Below are 16,654 nucleotides of genomic sequence, written 5' to 3'. Positions count from 1 at the left end.
AACACGATTTGGTTGCACAAGATCGCGAAGTGTTTGCCGGGTTCTTCGGCGGGACTCCACTACGGTTGCTTCCATGACCCAGAGCAACGGGCGCGTACGAGGACAGGAGCGGCATCGCGGCGCAGTCACACTCCGCCGTCAGTCGGTGACCGGCAGCACCGCGGATCAGCGGCTGCTGGACTCTCGGGCACGGGCCGACTGGAAGACGAAGGATGCCTGGCGTGCGCTGCGCATACTCTCCGAGTTCGTGGAGGGCTTCGACACCCTCGCCGACCTCCCGCCGGCGGTCAGCGTCTTCGGTTCGGCGCGCAGTAAGCCGGACAGCCCCGAGTGTCAACTCGCCGAGGCGTTGGGGGCCGCGCTGGCCCGGGCCGGCTACGCGGTGATCACCGGCGGTGGTCCCGGCGTGATGGAGGCGGCCAACCGGGGGGCCAGCGAGGCCGGTGGTCACTCGGTCGGCCTCGGCATCGAACTCCCCTTCGAGCAGGGCATCAACGAATGGGTCGACCTCGCCATCGACTTCCGCTACTTCTTCGCGCGCAAGACCATGTTCGTCAAGTACGCCCAGGCGTTCGTGGTGCTGCCCGGCGGGTTCGGCACCATGGACGAACTCTTCGAGGCGCTGACCCTGGTGCAGACCGGGAAGGTCACCCGGTTCCCGGTGGTGCTGATGGGCGTGGACTACTGGCAGGGTCTGCTCGACTGGCTGCGTGGCACGATGGCAGCCGAAGGCAAGATCGGCCCGGTGGATTTGGAGCTGATCTGCGTCACCGACGACGTCGCCGCAGCGGTACGACACATCGTGGAGGCCGAAGCCGCACTCAACCTCGAGCAGGAGACCGTACGCGAGGAAGCGGTCGCCCGGGCCGCCGCCGACCAGCAGGCCGCCGCGGACGATTCGACCCCTGCCGGCGAGCCGGCTGACCCGCGCGGGCCGGTGACCGACGAGACGGCAGTGTCCGACGATCCGGCGGGGCACTGACCGGTGGCCGCGATCTGTGTGTTCTGTGCCTCCTCCCGCACGCTGGACAAGCGTTGGCTCGACCTGGCGGGCGACACCGGCGCGGAGCTCGCTCGACGCGGACACACGCTGGTCAGCGGCGGCGGCTGTGTCGGGATGATGGGTGCACTGGTCGACGGCGCACGCGCCGCAGGTGGTCGCACGATCGGCGTCATCCCGCAGGCGCTCGTCGACCTGGAGGTGGCCGACCTCGCATCCGACGAACTGGTGGTCACCGAGTCGATGGCCAGCCGGAAGGTCCTGATGATCGAGAAGTCGGACGCCTTCCTCACTCTGCCCGGTGGGCTCGGCACGCTCGACGAACTGTTCGAGGTCTGGACCACTGCGACGCTCGCTCTGCACCGCAAGCCGATGGTGCTCGTCGACACCGACGGCTTCTACGGTCCGCTGCTGGCATGGCTAGGCAACCTGACCGAGCAGACGTTCCTCAAACCGGCCGGATTCGACCTGCTCCGGTCGGTCGACACCGTCCCCGGTGCACTCGATCTCATCGAGTCTCAACTCACCTGAACCCGCCTGCGGCCTGACCGGTGCGGGGTGTGGCGGGTCGGGCGGTGTCGCAGGTCCGTGATGGGATGGCGGGATGCAGGCGTACCGGTTGGTGCGTCGGCCCGGCGGGCCGACCGAGGGGAGTGGTCGGCCCGGCGGGCCGACCGAGGGGAGTGGTCCGTCCGCCGGGCCGCTCTCGCAGGTCACCCATCCGCAACCCGCCCCGGACGCTCCGGCCCCGGATACGTCGGCCCTGGGTAGATCGACTCCGGGCTCGTCGGTGCCGGGTTCTTCGGCGCCGGGATCGGCTGGGGTGGGGCACGTCGCTGATGGCGCTGGTGGGTGGGGCCAGGCCGGGCCCGGGTGGGTCGATCCGCGACAGGCCGAGGTGGTCGCGCACACCGCCGGCCCGATGCTCGTCCTGGGCGGTCCGGGCACCGGGAAGACCCGAACCCTCGTCGAGGCGGTCACCGCCCGGGTATCCGAGGGAGTCGATCCGGAGCGGATCCTGGTGCTCACCTTCAGCCGGCGCGGCACCGTCGACCTGCGGCACCGGATCGAGGCGCGGATCGCTGCGACCGGTCAGCGGGTGCTGCGCGAGCCGCTGGTGCGCACCTTCCCCGCGTACGCTTTCGGTCTGCTGCGGCGGGCCGCCGCCGAGCGTGGCGAACCGTCACCCAGGCTGCTCACCGGCCCGGAACAGGATCTGATCATCCGTGAGTTGCTGGACGTGGTCGGCCCGGAGTCCGAGGCGGAGCCCGACCCGGAGCACGCCCACGATCCGGTCGGCTGGCCGGCGGACCTGCGGCCGGCTTTACGTACCCGGGCGTTCGCAGCCCAGTTACGCGACCTGTTGATGCGGGCCGCCGAGCGGGGAGTGGGCCCGGTCGAGCTTGCCCGGCTCGGTGAGCGGCTCGGCCGTGCCGACTGGCCGGCCGCCGCCCGGTTCCTGCGGCAGTACGTGGCCGTACTTGCCCTGCGGGACGTGGCCGACCGTGGCTCGGTCGCCTACGATCCGGCCGAGTTGGTCCGGGCGGCGACCGGGATGCTGCGCGACGATCCGGAGTTGCTCGCCTCCGAGCGGCACCGGTTGTCCTACGTCTACGTCGACGAACTGGCCGACACCGACCCTGCGCAGCTCGACCTGCTGGACACGGTGGCCGGTGGTGGGCTTCCCCTGGTCGCGTTCGCCGATCCCGACTCCTCGACGTACGTCTTCCGGGGGGCCGACCCGGGCGGCGTGATGAACTTCCCGCACCGGTTCCGCACCGCTTCCGGCGCACCGGCAACCCAGGTGCTACTGACCACCAGTTACCGCTCGGGCGAGCGGCTGCTGGCCGCCTCCACCCGGCTGGCCCGACGGTTGCGGGGGCCGGCCGCACACCGGCGGCTGCGACCTCTGCCGGACACCCCACCGGGGGCGGTGGAGGTACGCACGTTCTCCTCGACCACGAGTGAGGCGGCGTGGCTGGCGCACGCGCTACGCACGGCTCACCTGCTCGACGGTCTGCCGTGGTCGCACATGGCGGTGCTGGTGCGCTCAACCGCGCGGCAGTTGCCGGGGCTGCGTCGGGCGTTGCATGCTGCCGGCGTGCCGACCGTGGTGCACGGCGAGGATCTTCCGCTGCACCTGCAACCAGGGGTCGCGCCCCTGCTGCTCCTGCTGCGCTGCGCAGTGGAGCCGCAGCGACTCGACGAGGAGGCTGCGGTCGCGCTGCTGCACTCTCCGCTCGGCGGTGCCGACCCGCTGGCGGAGCGACGGTTGCGGCAGGGCCTGCGTGCCCTCGCTCTGGCGCGGGGCGACCGCCGACCCTCCGGGGAGCTGATCGTCGAGGCGCTCCGCGACCCGGCCGAGCTGGCCGGGGTCGACAGGCGTTGGGCCGAGCCGGCACAGACAGTGGCCGGGCTGCTTGCCGTCACCCGTGAGGTGGCCGGCCGGCCGGGCGCCACCGCCGAGGAGGTTCTGTGGGCCGCCTGGCAGGCCAGTGGCCTGGCCGAGCTGTGGTCCGCCGCGCTGGCCCGGGGCCCGTCCGTGGCCGGCGAGGGTGATCTCGCCCGCCGCCGCCGGGCCGAGGCGGCCGACCGTGACCTGGACGCGGTGCTGGTCCTCTTCGACGCCGCCGCACGGTTCACCGACCGGCTGCCGGGGGCACGCGCCGAGGTCTTCCTCGACCACGTGCTCGCTCAGGAGTTGCCGGCCGACACGCTCGCACCGACCGCCGACCGGGGTGACGCCGTGCGGCTGCTCACCGCGCACGCGGCCAAGGGACTCGAGTGGGATCTGGTCGCGGTGGCCGGGGTGCAGGAGGGCGTCTGGCCGGATCTGCGGCTGCGCGGCAGCCTGCTCGGCTCGGAGCGACTGGTCGACGTGCTGGCCGGTCGAGGCGACGGTTCGGCTGCGGTGGCCACCGTGGTCGGGCAGACCTCCGCGTTGCTCGACGAGGAACGGCGGCTGTTCCACGTCGCGGTGACCCGCGCTCGGCGTCGGTTGTTGGTCAGTGCGGTGGCCTCCGCCTCCGTGGGAGGCGACGACCACGAGGAGCAACCCAGTCGGTTTCTCTACGAGCTGGGCCCCACTGACGATCCCGGTGGGGCCACCGGTCCACCAGCGCCGTCCCGGCCACCGGACGAGCCGTCGCCGACCAGCGCCCCGGCGGGTCAGGATCTGGGCGAAGACGACCCGGCGGGCATGACGGAGCCCGAGCGGTACCGGTTGCGGCGGCTGCCGTTGAGCCGCCCGCCCCGGGCGCTCACCCTGCCCGCGTTGGTGGCGGAGCTGCGTACCGCGGTCACCGACGCGTCGGCGCCGGTCACCCGGCGGCGCGCGGCGGCGGCAGAGCTGGCCCGGCTGGCCGCCGCCGGGGTCGCCGGTGCGCACCCCGACGACTGGTGGGGACTGCGGCCCCTGTCCGACGACCGGCCGCTCGTCGACGACGGTGAGCCGGTGCGGGTGACCCCGTCGGGGATGGAGAGTGCGCTGCGGTGCAGCCTGCGTTGGCTGCTGGAACGGCACGGCGGCAGCGCACCGGCCAGCACCGCGCAGGGTGTCGGCAACCTGGTGCACGCGGCGGCGATGCTCGCCGAGGACGCTCGCGCCGACCGGGAGACGCTGTTGGAGTACGTGGCGGCTCGCTTTGACGCGATCGAGTTGGCGGCGCGGTGGATGGTCGGTCCGGAGCAGGCCCGCGCCGAGGCGATGGTCGACAAGTTGCTGCGCTGGCTGGCGGCCAACCCGCGTCGGCTGCTCGCCATCGAGCAGGAGTTCGCGGTGCGCCTCGACGATCCGGACCGGCCGGTCGACCTGACCGGCCGGGTGGACCGACTGGAGGTCGACGCGGACGGCCGACTGGTGGTGGTCGACTTGAAGACCGGCAAGTCCACCGCGGTCACCGAGGGCGAGGTGGCCGAGCATCCACAGTTGGGCGCGTACCAGGCGGCGGTGGAGGCGGGAGCGTTCGCCGAGTTCGGCGACGAGCCCGGCGGCGCGGCCCTGGTGCAGCTCGGCACCGGCGCCAAGGACGCCCGTGAGCAGGCTCAGCCACCCACCACCGACGGTCCTGAGGCCGGCTGGGCGACCGCGTTGGTGCGGCGTACCGCCGACACGATGGCCGCCGCGACCTTCGCGGCGGTGGCCAACTCGAAGTGTCGGGTGTGCCCGGTGCGCAGCAGTTGCCCGGTGTCCGGGCAGGGGCGGCAGGTGGTTGAGCCGTGATCCAGCCCACCCTGTTCGAGCCGGTCCCACCGACACCCCGTGCGGCCGACGCGGGTCCCCGCTACACGCCGATGGAGTTGGCGAAACTGCTCCGCCTGCCGGCCCCCACCCGGGAACAGGCAGCGATCATCGCCGCACCGGTGGAGCCGCTGCTGGTGGTTGCCGGTGCCGGCTCGGGCAAGACCGAGACGATGGCCGCCCGGGTGGTCTGGTTGGTGGCCAACTCGTACGTCCGGCCCGAGCAGGTGCTCGGTCTCACCTTCACCCGGAAGGCGGCCGGTGAGCTGGCGCATCGGGTACGTGTTCGGCTCGACCAACTGGTCCGCAGGTTGGGCCGGCGGGCACGTAACCCGCTCGACGATCCACTCACCGGTGAGCCGACCGTGTCCACCTACCACTCCTACGCCGGGAGGATCGTCACCGAGCACGGTCTGCGGGCTGGCTACGAGCCCTCGACCCGACTGCTGACCGAGGCGTCCCGCTGGCAGTTGGTCGACCTCATCGTGCGGAACTACGACGGGGACATGTCCGAGGTGGACCGGATGCCGAGTACCGTCACCGATGCGGTACTGGCGCTGGCCGGTGAGTTGGACGAACACCTGGTCGACCCGGACGTGCTGGCCGCCTGGACCGGCCGGTTCTTCGCCGACGTGCAGTCGCGTCCGGGGCGGATCTATGCCGGGGTACGCAAGGCCCTGGCCCTCCAGCAGACCCGGCTGAAGCTGCTGCCGCTGGTGCGTGGGTACGCCCGGCGCAAGAACGACTTCGAGGCGATGGACTTCGCCGACCAGCTGGCCCGGGCGGCGCGGGTGGCGCGGGACCATCCGGGCGTCGGTGAGATCGAGCGCAGTCGCTACCGTGTGGTGCTGCTGGACGAGTACCAGGACACCAGTCATGCCCAGGTGGTGCTGCTCAAGGCGCTGTTCGGCGACGGTCATCCGGTGACGGCGGTGGGAGATCCCTGCCAGTCCATCTACGGGTGGCGGGGAGCCAGCGCCGGCACCCTGGAACGTTTCCCGACCGAGTTCGCCGGCGCCGCCGGCAGCCCGGCGCGGGCGCTCGGTCTGACCACCAGCTGGCGTAACCGGCCGGAGATCCTGGCGGTGGCGAACGCGCTGGCCACGCCGCTGCGTGCGGCCGGGGCCCGGGTGCCCGAGCTCCACGCGGCGCTCGGCGTCGACGAGCCGATCCCGCATCGCAGCCCGCGGGGAGCCGCCGCTGGCACGGTGCACTGCGCGTTGCTGCCGACGTACGCCGACGAGGCCGACTGGATCGCCGACAGCCTGCTCGGAGCATGGTGGGGTGCGGCCGGCACGCCGGGCGTGCTGCCGGAGCAGATCCCGGTGACGCGACGCCCGACTTCCGCGGTGCTGGTCCGGTTGCGCAGCCAGATCCCGGCGATCGCCGCCGCACTGCGAGATCGAGGCCTGCCGGTCGAGGTGGTCGGGCTCGGCGGCCTGCTGGACACCCCCGAGGTACGCGATGTGGTCTGCACGCTGCGGGTGTTGGCCGACCCGACCGACGGGGCGGCGTTGCTACGGCTGCTGACCGGCGCACGATGGCGGATCGGGCCACGGGATCTGGTGGCTCTGCATCGCCGGGCACGGGCCATCGCGGCGGCCCGCCGCCGACTCGCCGACGATGGCGCGCCGGAGATCACCCCTGATCGCCTCGACGAGGCGACCCTGGTGGAGGCGCTCGCCGACCTGGGACCGGCGCAGGCGTACTCGGCTGAGGGGTACGCACGGTTGCGGGCGTACGCCCGGGAACTTGGCCTGCTGCGCTACCGCCTGGATCAGACCCTGCCGGAACTGATCGCGGACGTGGAGCGGACCACCGGGTTGGACGTGGAGGTGGCGGTGCGCGCCGGCCGCGACGGTGCCGGCGATGCCGGCCTGGCTCGGGGTCACCTGGATGCGTTGGGCGACGTGGCGGCCCGGTTCAGTGGGGAGTCCCCGGCCGCCACGCTCGCCGGGTTCCTGGCCTATCTCGCCGCCGCCGAGGACGAGGAGCGCGGTCTCGCGCCGGGCGAGGTGGAGGTGGTCGAGGGAGCGGTGCAGGTTCTCACCGCGCACGCCGCCAAGGGGCTGGAGTGGGACGTGGTTGCGGTGGCCGGGCTGAGCCGTGGCGTGTGGCCGGGGCCGGTCCGTAACTCGGATCACTGGCTCGGCGGTCTGGGTGTTCTGCCGTTTCCGCTGCGTGGCGACGCCGACGGGCTGCCCGAACTGGCCTTGGCCGAGGCGGAGGACCAGCGTGGGGTGGCTCGGGCTGTGGAGGATTTCACCGATGCCTGGCGGGCCCACGACGAGCGGGAGGAACGTCGGCTGGCCTACGTGGCGGTGACCCGGCCCCGGCGCCTGCTGCTCTGCTCCGGTCACTGGTGGGGCGAAGGCACCAAGCGGCCACGCGGTCCGTCGGCGTTGCTGCGCGAGGTGTACGACGCATGCCTGGACGGCGGTACCGGACACCTGGTCGACGTGTGGACCGCGGAGCCGGCGCCGGACGAGGTGAACCCGACCACCGAGGTGGTGGTGCGGGCCGAGTGGCCAGCCGATCCGCTCGGTCCGCGTCGTCCGGTGATGGCCGAGGCGGCGACACTGGTACGCCGTTTCCTGACCGACGCTGACGGCGCGGACCGGCCGGACGACGCGGCTGGATCGGATCCGGAGGTTGCCCGGTGGCGGCAGGAGGCTGAGCTGCTGTTGGCTGAGCGGGCGGAGTTGAGTCGGCTGGCCGGCCCGGTCGAGGTATCGCTACCTGAACATCTTTCGGTGACTCAGCTCGTGGCGTTGCGCCGGGATCCGGCGGGGCTGGCCCGGTCACTGCGCCGCCCGATGCCGACCGAGCCCAACCCGTACGCCCGCCGGGGTACAGCGTTCCACGCCTGGCTGGAGCAGCGGTTCGGCGCGGACCGGCTGCTCGACACCGACGAGTTGCCCGGTGCGGCGGATGCGGACGCCGCACCGGACGGGGAGTTGGCTGAACTTCAGCGGCGTTTCCTGGCCAGTGAGTGGGCCGACCGCATCCCGGCCGAGGTGGAGGTGCCGTTCGCCACGGTGATCGGCGGTGTGGTGGTACGCGGCCGGATGGACGCGGTGTTCCGCCGTCCAGGAGACCGCTTCGATGTGGTCGACTGGAAGACCGGCGCACGGCCGGACGGCACGGCTGCCGAGGTGGCGGCGGTGCAGTTGGCGGTCTACCGGTTGGCGTGGGCGGAACTGGCCGGTGTGCCGGTCGACTGGGTCGGGGCGGCGTTCCACTACGTGCGGGACGGGGTGACCGTCCGGCCGACGGACCTGCTCGACGTCGACGGGCTGACCGCGTTGATCACGTCGGTGCCGCAGTCACGGTGACCCCTGGCGCCAACCCGGATCCGTGGTAGAGTGCCCGCGTTGCAGTTTCGGTTACCAGCTCTGTTTGCGCCTGGCGGAATGTGGCCCCAGGCGCTCTTTGTTATGTCCGGACTTCTCCGGGCGGGGCGACCAGCAGCGACAGGCGTTCCGGGCGGCATCGCTCGGGGCAATCCTTTTCAGCTCCGCAACAGGTGCGGAGTTGACGTTCCGTCAAGGAGACGAAACAAGCATGGCTATTGGCACCGTCAAGTGGTTCAACGCTGACAAGGGCTTCGGCTTCATCACCCCGGACGGCGGCGGCGCGGACGTCTTCGCCCACTTCTCGGCGATCCAGACCTCCGGCTACCGCAGCCTCGACGAGAACCAGCGGGTGGAGTTCGAGGTCGTGCAGGGTCAGAAGGGCCCGCAGGCGGAGAACATCCGTCCGATCTGACCTTCGGTCACCCGGTGTCGGCCGGGTCGTCAACGGTGCTCCGGGCATCGTTGACGGCCCGGCCGTCCGCGTCTTTGAAGCCGATGCGTCTCGGGTTTCGGCGCCGTACGAGAAGTGTCGTCGGACGCTGTCACCTTGAGCGACGTGGTCGGTGCTGCTGGTTGGTCCTGCGCCCACGGCGGCTTACGCCGGTCAACGTCGCGGCTGACGGGGGAGACCCACCAGGCCGGGGTCACGAGAGTGGGGTGACCCGGCGGGTACGCATCCTCGCCCGCACGCACCGGCGGGCGTGCCGAGACGTTAGGGTCGGATCCGTGCCGACCCGCAGAGCGAGCATCCCAGCGACGAGGTATCCGGTCGAACGGTTCACCCTCGACAACGGCCTACGGGTCGTCCTGACCCCGGATCGCACTGCTCCGGTCATCGGTGTGGCGGTGGTATACGACGTCGGAATCCGGTCCGAGCCGGAGGGGCGTACGGGCTTCGCTCACCTCTTCGAGCACCTCATGTTCCAGGGCTCGGAGAACCTGGAGAAGCTCGCCCACTTCCGCCACGTGCAGGGTGCCGGGGGCACCTTCAACGGTTCGACCCACCTGGACTACACCGACTACTTCGAGACCTTGCCGAGCAACGCCCTGGAGCGGGCGCTGTTCCTGGAGGCCGACCGGATGCGCGGTCCTCGGCTGACCGAGGAGAACCTGCGTAACCAGGTCGACGTGGTCAAGGAGGAGATCCGGGTGAACGTGCTCAACCGGCCGTACGGTGGCTTTCCCTGGCTGACCCTACCGCCGGTGCTCTTCGACACCTTCCCCAACGCGCACGACGGCTACGGCTCCTTCGACGACCTGGAGTCGGCCACCGTCGCCGACGCCGCCGACTTCTTCCGGCGCTACTACGCCAGCGGTAACGCGGTGCTCGCGGTCAGCGGGGACATCGACACCGCCGAGGCCGTCACCCTGATCGAGCGGCACTTCGGTGACGTACCGGCCCGACCGGCGCCCGCCCGGCCGGAGTTCGCCGAGCCGGACCTGACCGTCGAGCGGCGCACCGCGTACACCGACGATCTGGCGCCGCTACCGGCGGTGGCCTCGGCGTGGCGGGTACCCGACCCGATCGACGACTTCGCCGCATACCTACCCTATGTGGTGTTGGCCGAGGTACTTACCGACGGCGACGCGTCCCGGTTGGTTGAGCGGTTGGTCCGCCGGGACCGCGCGGTGACGAGCGTCGGCGGCTATCTCGGCTTCATGGGTGATCCCTTCGACGTGCGCGACCCGACCGCGTTGCTGCTTCAGGCGCATCTGCCGCCCGGTGGTGACGTCGACAAGGTCCTGCGGACCCTGGACGAGGAACTTGACCGGCTCGCCCACGACGGGCTCGGTGACGGCGAAGTGGCCCGTACGCAGGCGCGGATGGCCACCCACCTGCTGCGCGACACCGACGCGGTGCTCGGCCGTGCGTTGGGCATGGCGGTGCTGGAGCAGCAGCGCGGCGAGCCGGGGCTGTTGGGTGAGTTGCCCAGTCTGATCGGTGCGGTCACCGACGAGCAGGTCCGGACGGCCGCGGCGACCCTGCGCCCGGAGCGCCGCGCCTCCATCGAGGTCCTCCCTGGAGGTGGGCTCCGGTGAGTGCGAGGAGTGAGCTGGTTTTGCGAGCCCCGCAGTCACGAGCGGAAGGTGGGCTCCGGTGAGTGCGAGGAGTGAGCCGGCTGTGACCGTGGGGCACCGGTCGTTGCCGGCGCTGGGGCCGACCCGCAGGCTCAAGCTGCCTCGGCAGGCTGAGCGTACGCTCGGCAACGGGCTCACCGTCATCGTGGTCCGGCGGCCGGCGGTGCCGTTGGTGGAACTACGGCTCTGGATGCCTTTCGGTCGGGTCCACCTGGCCCGGGGGCACCTGCTCACGCAGGCGCTGCTCGCCGGTACGGCGACGATGAGCAGTGTGCAGATCGCCGCGGAGTTGCAGAAGGTCGGCGGGGGGCTCGCCGCCGGACTCGACCCGGACCGGCTAATGATCTCCGGCACCGGCCTGGCTACCGGGCTGGATCGGATGCTGGAGATCCTTGCCGAGATCCTCACCGGGGCCAGTTATCCGGCGGAGCTGGTGGGCGTCGAGCGGGACCGTCTCGTCGACGGTATCCAGGTCGCCCAGAGTCAGCCGACGCACCTGGCCCGTAAGGCACTGCTGCGGCGGATCTTCGCCAGGCACCCGTACGCCGTGCAGACGCCAGAACCGGAGCAGGTCGCAGCGGTCCGTCCGGCGGCGTTGCGGTCGTTGCACGCCCAACGGGTGCATCCGGCGGGTGCGGTGCTCGTGCTGGTCGGTGACCTGCGTCCGGAGCGGGCGTTGGATGCGGCCGGGAGGGCACTCGGCGGTTGGAGCGGTGCCGGGCACGTGGCCGAGGCGCCACCTGCCCCGCCGCCGCGACCGGGGCCGCTGCTGCTGGTCGACCGGCCCGGATCGGTGCAGTCGTCGATGCGGGTGGCGTTGCCGGCGGTGCCGCGTACCCATCCCGACCACGCCGCCTTGCAGCTGGCCAATCTGATCTTCGGCGGTTACTTCTCCTCGCGCTGGGTGGAGAACATCCGGGAGGACAAGGGGTACACGTACGGTCCGCACTCGTTGATCGAGCACGCGGTGGCCAGTTCCGTTCTGGTGGCTGCCGCCGAGGTGGCCACCGAGGTGACGGCACCGGCCCTGCTGGAGACGAGTTACGAGCTTGGCCGGCTCGCCACGGTGCCGCCTGCCCCGGAGGAGTTGGAACAGGCCCGGCAGTACGCCCTCGGCACTCTTCAGCTCGGCATTTCCACGCAGGCCGGGCTGGCGTCGTTGGTGAGCGCCTACGCCGGCAACGGGCTGCGGCTGGACTTTCTGGCCGACCACGCGTCCCGGCTGGCCAAGGTGGGCGTCGACGACGTCACCGAGGCGGCGGCTCGCTATCTCGCGCCGTCCCGAGCGGTCACGGTCGTGCTCGGCGACGCCGAGCGGATCGCCCCGTCACTGGCCACGTTGGCCCAGGTCGAGACCGTCGCTGTTCCGTGACGAGCGGGTACGGGGACAGCAGTCCGCCTTTGGCCCGTGCCACGCTGGACCGCGCGGCGTACCGGCGTGCCGACCCGCGGTGGCTGGCGCAGGCGTGGGCCGGGGCGCGGGTGTTGGTACTTGACGTCGAGGCAGGTGGGCGGGCACTGGTACGTACCGACACCGCCGTACCGGAGTTGGTGCTGCTGGCTGTCGACGGCCTTTCTCCGGCACCCGCCTCCGACGCGATGTTCCTCGGCGTGGAGCCGGACGGTACACCGGTTTTCTGCGTGCACGGCACCGTGCCGGCGGTGCCGGAGACCCGGGCGGCTCACCTGCGGGACGTCGGGCATCTGCTCAGCGACCGGGACGCCGGGCTGTTCACCACCGCACTGGCGTTGACCAACTGGCACCTGCGACATCTGTATCACCCGGTGACCGGTGAGCCGACCCGGGCGGACGAGGCCGGTTGGTCCCGGGTGGACCGTACCGGGGAGCGGGTGTGGCCGCGTACCGACCCGGCGATGATCGTGCTCGTGCATGACGGGGTGGGTGGCGGTGAGGGTCGTTGCCTGCTCGGCAGCAACGCCACCTGGCCCAGCACGACGGGCGGACGGCGTTTCTCCTGCCTGGCCGGCTATTTGGAGCCGGGGGAGTCGGCCGAGGCCGCGGTGCTGCGCGAGGTGCGCGAGGAGGTTGGCGTCGACATCTGCGACATCAGGTACGCGGGCAGTCAGGCGTGGCCGTTTCCCGGTTCGTTGATGCTCGGTTTCCTGGCCACCGCCGACCCCGGGCAGCCGTTGCTGCTCGATTCGGCTGAGATCGCCGAGGCACGCTGGTTCTCCCGGTCGGAGATCGGGTCGGCGCTCACCGGCCGGCCGGTCGAGGTGGGTGGTACCCACCTGTTACTGCCGCCGCCGTCGTCGATCGCACTGTTTCTGGTGCACCGTTGGCTCGGTGGGCATTGCTGAAGGGCCTCAGCGGTGCGGCCCCGGTCCGTGACCGTCGTTGCCGCGGCGGTCACGGACCGGGGACACGGGCCGTCGTGGTCGGCTGGTGGGGAACCCGGTGGGGGAGCCGGGCGACCACGACGGACGGGGGTGGATCAGGTGCCGGTCTCGTCCGGCGGGCGTCGACCGACCGACTACGCGGAGCTGATGTCGGCGGCGGTGCGGGTGTCGGCGCGAACGATCAGGAACCGCATCTGGGTCTCCGGATGTGTCGCGGTGGAACAGTGCAAGTTCCACGTCACTACCCCGGTCATCGTACGCTCGCTGCTCGGCCTAGCAAGTGAAACGCACCTGTCGGTCGGCAGACCCGACCGATCATCCGATGCCTTCTCAGGGCCGGTTGGGGCAGTTGACGACGGGGTCGCTGGCTGGACGGCCGGCGACCCCGTTGGAAGTCCGCGTACTAGCTAGGGCCTGTCGAACTGCCCCGTCCTGGCACTGGAGATGAAGCCCTGCCATCCCGTCCGGCCGAACAGAAGCACCGGGCCGCCTCGGTCTTTGCTGTCGCGCAGCGCCACTGCGGCGGGGCCGTGGGACAGCGGTGCCATCTCCACGCAGTTGGAGGTCTGGCTGCGCGTACTGGTGCGCCAGGGTGCGCCCGCGAGTTGGGCGAGGACGGACGGCGTGTTGCGGAACTCGTTCATCGTTGCGCTCCTGAGGTGAACCGATGGGCCGAGCGGCACCGCACGTCCCCGACGGCAGGGCGGTGCTGGTCACCGTTCCGTCAGGCGCCCGGATGATCTGCGGCGTTGAGCCGGCGCCGTTGCCGGACCACTCACCACAGTGGGCGGGATCGCCGCGCCGGGCGGCCGTCCCGACGATTCCATCAGCCAGGAGAGGGTGTCCGGTGCGGTGAGCGCCGCCGCGCAAAGCCACTCGAACACCACTTTATAGCGATTTAGGGTTATTGGGTCGGTCGACATGACGTCGGTGAAGCCACCTTCGATGGCGAGCGTCTCGGGATCGAGGGAATCGGCGAACCGGTAGACCGAGAACGCGGTCGGCGGGAGATACCACTTGCCGATCGGCGTGTCGCGGGGCAGCACGTGCAGCGTGACGTTCGACAGCAGAGCCAGTTCACAGAGCTGCGCCAACTGCTCGTGCAGCACCTCGGGCGGTCCGGCCCGACGGCCGAGCGCGGACTCCTCGAACACCGCCGTGTAGCGGGGCGGGTCGGTCTCCCGGGTGAGCGCCGACTGGCGCGCCAACCGGGCCCTGATCTCGGTCTCGATGTCGTCTTCGGCCGCCGGGGCGCCGGCTTCCTGGTCGACCTGCCAGGCCGAGGAAATTCGCATCCGCGCGTACCCGGTGGTCTGCAACAGGCCCGGCACCAGCACCGGGTTGTACTCGGAGATCTCCGCGCAACCCGCCTCCAGTTCGGCGAAGCCACGCTGCTGCTGTGTCATCGCCGGATACCTCTTGAGCCAACCACGCATGTCGCCGGCTTCGTGGGTGATGCCGAGCAACTCCAACCGGAGAGTGTCGTCGACGTGGTACAGGTCGAGAAGATCACGGACATCGCCTGGATCGGGTCGGCTGCGGCCGTTCTCCAGACGGGACAGTTTGGACGCGGAAGCCCAGCCGATGCGTTCGATGACCTGGTCGCCGGTGAGCCCGGCGGCCTCGCGTAGGCGGCGCAGTTCGCCGCCGAGCCGGCGGCGGCGCAGGATCGGGCTGGGTGCGGCAGGAGGCACAGTGTCCTCTTTCCGTCGACCGCCGCGGACGCGACGGTAACTGTATGAAATTCGGCCCCCACGGTCAGTATGGACGTCGCGACCGGCGCCGAAGGTACCGGTGGAGGGCGTGTCATCAGAAATACGCAGACCCGACAGCCACCCCGGGCTGCGCGATCCGCGCCGCCGGCTCCGCCGAACCTGCCCGCCACTATCCGAGCCCCGCCAACGGAGGATCAATGCGCACCGTCCTGAGCCGCCCGGACTTCCGTCTGCTCTTCGGCGGACTGCTGGCCAGCATGACCGCGGAGTCGATCCTGCTGCTGGCGCTCGCCGTCTGGGTGAAGGACCTGACCGGATCGGACGGCCTCGCCGGTGCCACGATCTTCGTCATCCTCGCGCCACGCCTACTGGCACCACTTGTCGGATGGTTCGTCGACCGGTACCCGCGGCGCCCCCTCTTCGTGGTCACCAACCTCGCGACGGCGCTGCTGCTCACCCCTCTTCTCACGGTTCGTGACGCGGGAGACACGTGGCTCATCTACGCGGTAGCCGCGCTGTACGGATTGTCGAACCTGACCCTTGGTGCGGTGCTCAGCCGCCTGGTACGGGAGCTGGTTCCACCGGATCTTCTCGGCGAGGCGAACGGGGCGTTGCAGACGGCGCGGCAGGGACTCCGGTTGATCGGCCCGCTCGCCGGTGCCGGTCTCTACGCGGCGCTCGGCGGCTGGCCGCTGGCCGTGGTCGGAATACTCGGCTTCTTCGTCGCCGCCGTGGTGGTCGGCACACCCCGCCCGCCCGCCGCGTCCGGCCCGTCATCCGCCCCCGACCCGTCATCCGCGCCGGACATGCCGCCCGCCCCGGACACCTCGGCCCTCGGGCAGGCACCCGGCCCCGGGCACCGTCCGCGTCGGGCGGAGGAACTGGTCGCCGGGCTCCGCTACCTGGTGGGTGAGCCGGCCCTGCGGCGTGCGCTACTCGGGTACGGTCTCGGTTCGTTGGTGATGGGTTTCACCGAGTCGTTGATCTTCGCGTACGTCGACCGGGGGCTCGGGCGGGAGCCGGCATTCGTCGGAGTGCTCCTCACCGTGCAGGGTGTCGGTGGCCTGGTGGGTGGGCTGCTCTCTGTCGCTGTGCTGCGGCGGGTCGGTGAGCTGGGAGCCCTGGCCGTCGGCGTGGCACTGTTCGGACCCGCCGCGTTGCTGCTTGCCTACCCGAACCTGTGGCTTGGCCTCGCCGCTGTGCTGCTGGCAGGTCTGTCGCTGCCGCTGACCCTGGTCGGGCTGCACACGCTCATCCAGCGGAGGACCCCACCGCAACTACTCGGACGGGTTGCCGCCGCCGCAGAGGCGGCGATCAGGTTCCCGCAGGCGTTCTCGATCGGTGTGGGCGCGCTGGTCGTCGCCCTGCTCGACTACCGGCTGGTCTTCGCATCGGTCGGTCTGGCGACCCTGCTCGCCGGCAACTACCTGTGGCGTGGGCGCCACCTGAGCCCGCCGCCCGGACCATCGACGCTTCCCCGCGTCCCCGCCCCACGCCGAGCACCCGAGGTCGGTGGCCCCACCCGACCACCTGACCGCCTCCGGCGTGGTCGTTGAAGAAGTTGTTGCCAGGTGGACGACCATCCGGGCAACAACTTCACGATCGGAACAGTGCGGCCGGGGTCAGGCGACGATGCTCGCCAGGTGCTGCTTGACCTGGTTGATCGACGGATTGGTGAGCGCGCTGCCGTCAGCGAAGCGCAGCGTGGGCACCGTCTGGTTGCCACCGTTCACCTGCATGACGAACTGCGCAGCCGCCGGATCCTGCTCGATGTCGACCACCTGGTAGGTGATCCCCTCCCGATCGAGCTGCGACTTCAGCCGGTGGCAGTAGCCGCACCAGGGAGTGGAATACATCGTCAGCATGGTCAGATCCTCCAACGTCGTGCCCGGTGACTTACCGG

At 71.1% G+C, this 16,654-nt stretch carries 11 protein-coding genes and 1 pseudogene; 9 read left to right on the top strand and 3 right to left on the bottom strand.

Features of this window, described 5'->3' with window-relative positions; translation table 11 throughout:
- Nucleotides 1-73 precede the first annotated feature (73 nt).
- The 8 genes and pseudogenes from HCA58_RS00705 to nudC all read left to right on the top strand — a co-directional run.
- Nucleotides 74-898, top strand: a pseudogene (locus tag HCA58_RS00705) (TIGR00730 family Rossman fold protein); the annotation flags it as partial.
- A gap of 87 nt (nt 899-985) precedes the next feature.
- Nucleotides 986-1,531 (top strand): TIGR00730 family Rossman fold protein, encoded by a 546-nt coding sequence (locus HCA58_RS00700; RefSeq protein ID WP_169595780.1) that lies wholly within the window; start codon nt 986-988, stop codon nt 1,529-1,531.
- Nucleotides 1,532-1,604: 73 nt separating this feature from the next.
- Entirely contained in the window at nt 1,605-5,222 is a 3,618-nt protein-coding gene (locus HCA58_RS00695) for an ATP-dependent DNA helicase (protein ID WP_169595779.1), read from the top strand.
- A complete protein-coding gene (locus HCA58_RS00690) occupies nt 5,219-8,575 on the top strand; it encodes an ATP-dependent DNA helicase (RefSeq protein ID WP_169595778.1) in 3,357 nt (1,118 codons plus the stop codon). Before HCA58_RS00695 ends, HCA58_RS00690 begins: the two co-directional genes overlap by 4 nt.
- A gap of 229 nt (nt 8,576-8,804) precedes the next feature.
- Nucleotides 8,805-9,008 (top strand): cold-shock protein, encoded by a 204-nt coding sequence (locus HCA58_RS00685; RefSeq protein ID WP_169595777.1) that lies wholly within the window; start codon nt 8,805-8,807, stop codon nt 9,006-9,008.
- A gap of 314 nt (nt 9,009-9,322) precedes the next feature.
- Nucleotides 9,323-10,636 (top strand): pitrilysin family protein, encoded by a 1,314-nt coding sequence (locus tag HCA58_RS00680; RefSeq protein WP_169595776.1) that lies wholly within the window; start codon nt 9,323-9,325, stop codon nt 10,634-10,636.
- Nucleotides 10,637-10,724: 88 nt separating this feature from the next.
- Nucleotides 10,725-12,047, top strand: a complete 1,323-nt coding sequence (locus HCA58_RS00675; protein WP_169596139.1) for a pitrilysin family protein — start codon at nt 10,725-10,727, stop codon at nt 12,045-12,047.
- Complete coding sequence (gene nudC / locus HCA58_RS00670; RefSeq protein WP_169595775.1) at nt 12,044-12,997, top strand: NAD(+) diphosphatase; 954 nt, start codon at nt 12,044-12,046, stop codon at nt 12,995-12,997. The genes HCA58_RS00675 and nudC overlap by 4 nt, the downstream gene beginning before the upstream one ends.
- A 446-nt stretch (nt 12,998-13,443) precedes the next feature.
- Here the strand turns inward: nudC and HCA58_RS00665 are convergent, their stop codons facing one another.
- Nucleotides 13,444-13,680, bottom strand: a complete 237-nt coding sequence (locus HCA58_RS00665) for a DUF397 domain-containing protein (RefSeq protein ID WP_169595774.1) — start codon at nt 13,678-13,680, stop codon at nt 13,444-13,446.
- A gap of 69 nt (nt 13,681-13,749) precedes the next feature.
- On the bottom strand, nt 13,750-14,730 hold the full coding sequence (locus HCA58_RS00660; RefSeq protein ID WP_169595773.1) for a Scr1 family TA system antitoxin-like transcriptional regulator: 981 nt from the start codon (nt 14,728-14,730) through the stop codon (nt 13,750-13,752).
- Nucleotides 14,731-14,948: 218 nt separating this feature from the next.
- On the opposite strand from HCA58_RS00660, the gene HCA58_RS00655 reads away from it, so the two are divergent.
- The gene (locus HCA58_RS00655) at nt 14,949-16,307 is read left to right on the top strand and encodes an MFS transporter (RefSeq protein ID WP_240955358.1); all 1,359 of its coding nucleotides are present in this window, start codon (nt 14,949-14,951) and stop codon (nt 16,305-16,307) included.
- 66 nt (nt 16,308-16,373) lie between these two features.
- Here HCA58_RS00655 and HCA58_RS00650 read toward each other — a convergent pair whose 3' ends face one another.
- Nucleotides 16,374-16,616, bottom strand: coding sequence for a mycoredoxin (locus tag HCA58_RS00650; RefSeq protein ID WP_169595771.1), 243 nt, complete (start codon nt 16,614-16,616; stop codon nt 16,374-16,376).
- Nucleotides 16,617-16,654: the final 38 nt, after the last annotated feature.

Source organism: Micromonospora sp. HNM0581, from assembly GCF_012726175.1.
Lineage (GTDB): Bacteria > Actinomycetota > Actinomycetes > Mycobacteriales > Micromonosporaceae > Micromonospora.
Note: the sequence above shows the minus strand (reverse complement) of the source record. Positions and strands in the feature narration are given on the sequence as shown.

Coding starts and splice junctions, on each gene's coding strand:
- HCA58_RS00695 (WP_169595779.1), top strand. CDS start 1,605: ATGCAGGCGTACCGGTTGGTGCGTCGGCCCGGCGGGCCGACCGAGGGG.
- HCA58_RS00685 (WP_169595777.1), top strand. CDS start 8,805: ATGGCTATTGGCACCGTCAAGTGGTTCAACGCTGACAAGGGCTTCGGC.
- HCA58_RS00665 (WP_169595774.1), bottom strand. CDS start 13,680: ATGAACGAGTTCCGCAACACGCCGTCCGTCCTCGCCCAACTCGCGGGC.
- HCA58_RS00655 (WP_240955358.1), top strand. CDS start 14,949: ATGCGCACCGTCCTGAGCCGCCCGGACTTCCGTCTGCTCTTCGGCGGA.
- HCA58_RS00650 (WP_169595771.1), bottom strand. CDS start 16,616: ATGCTGACGATGTATTCCACTCCCTGGTGCGGCTACTGCCACCGGCTG.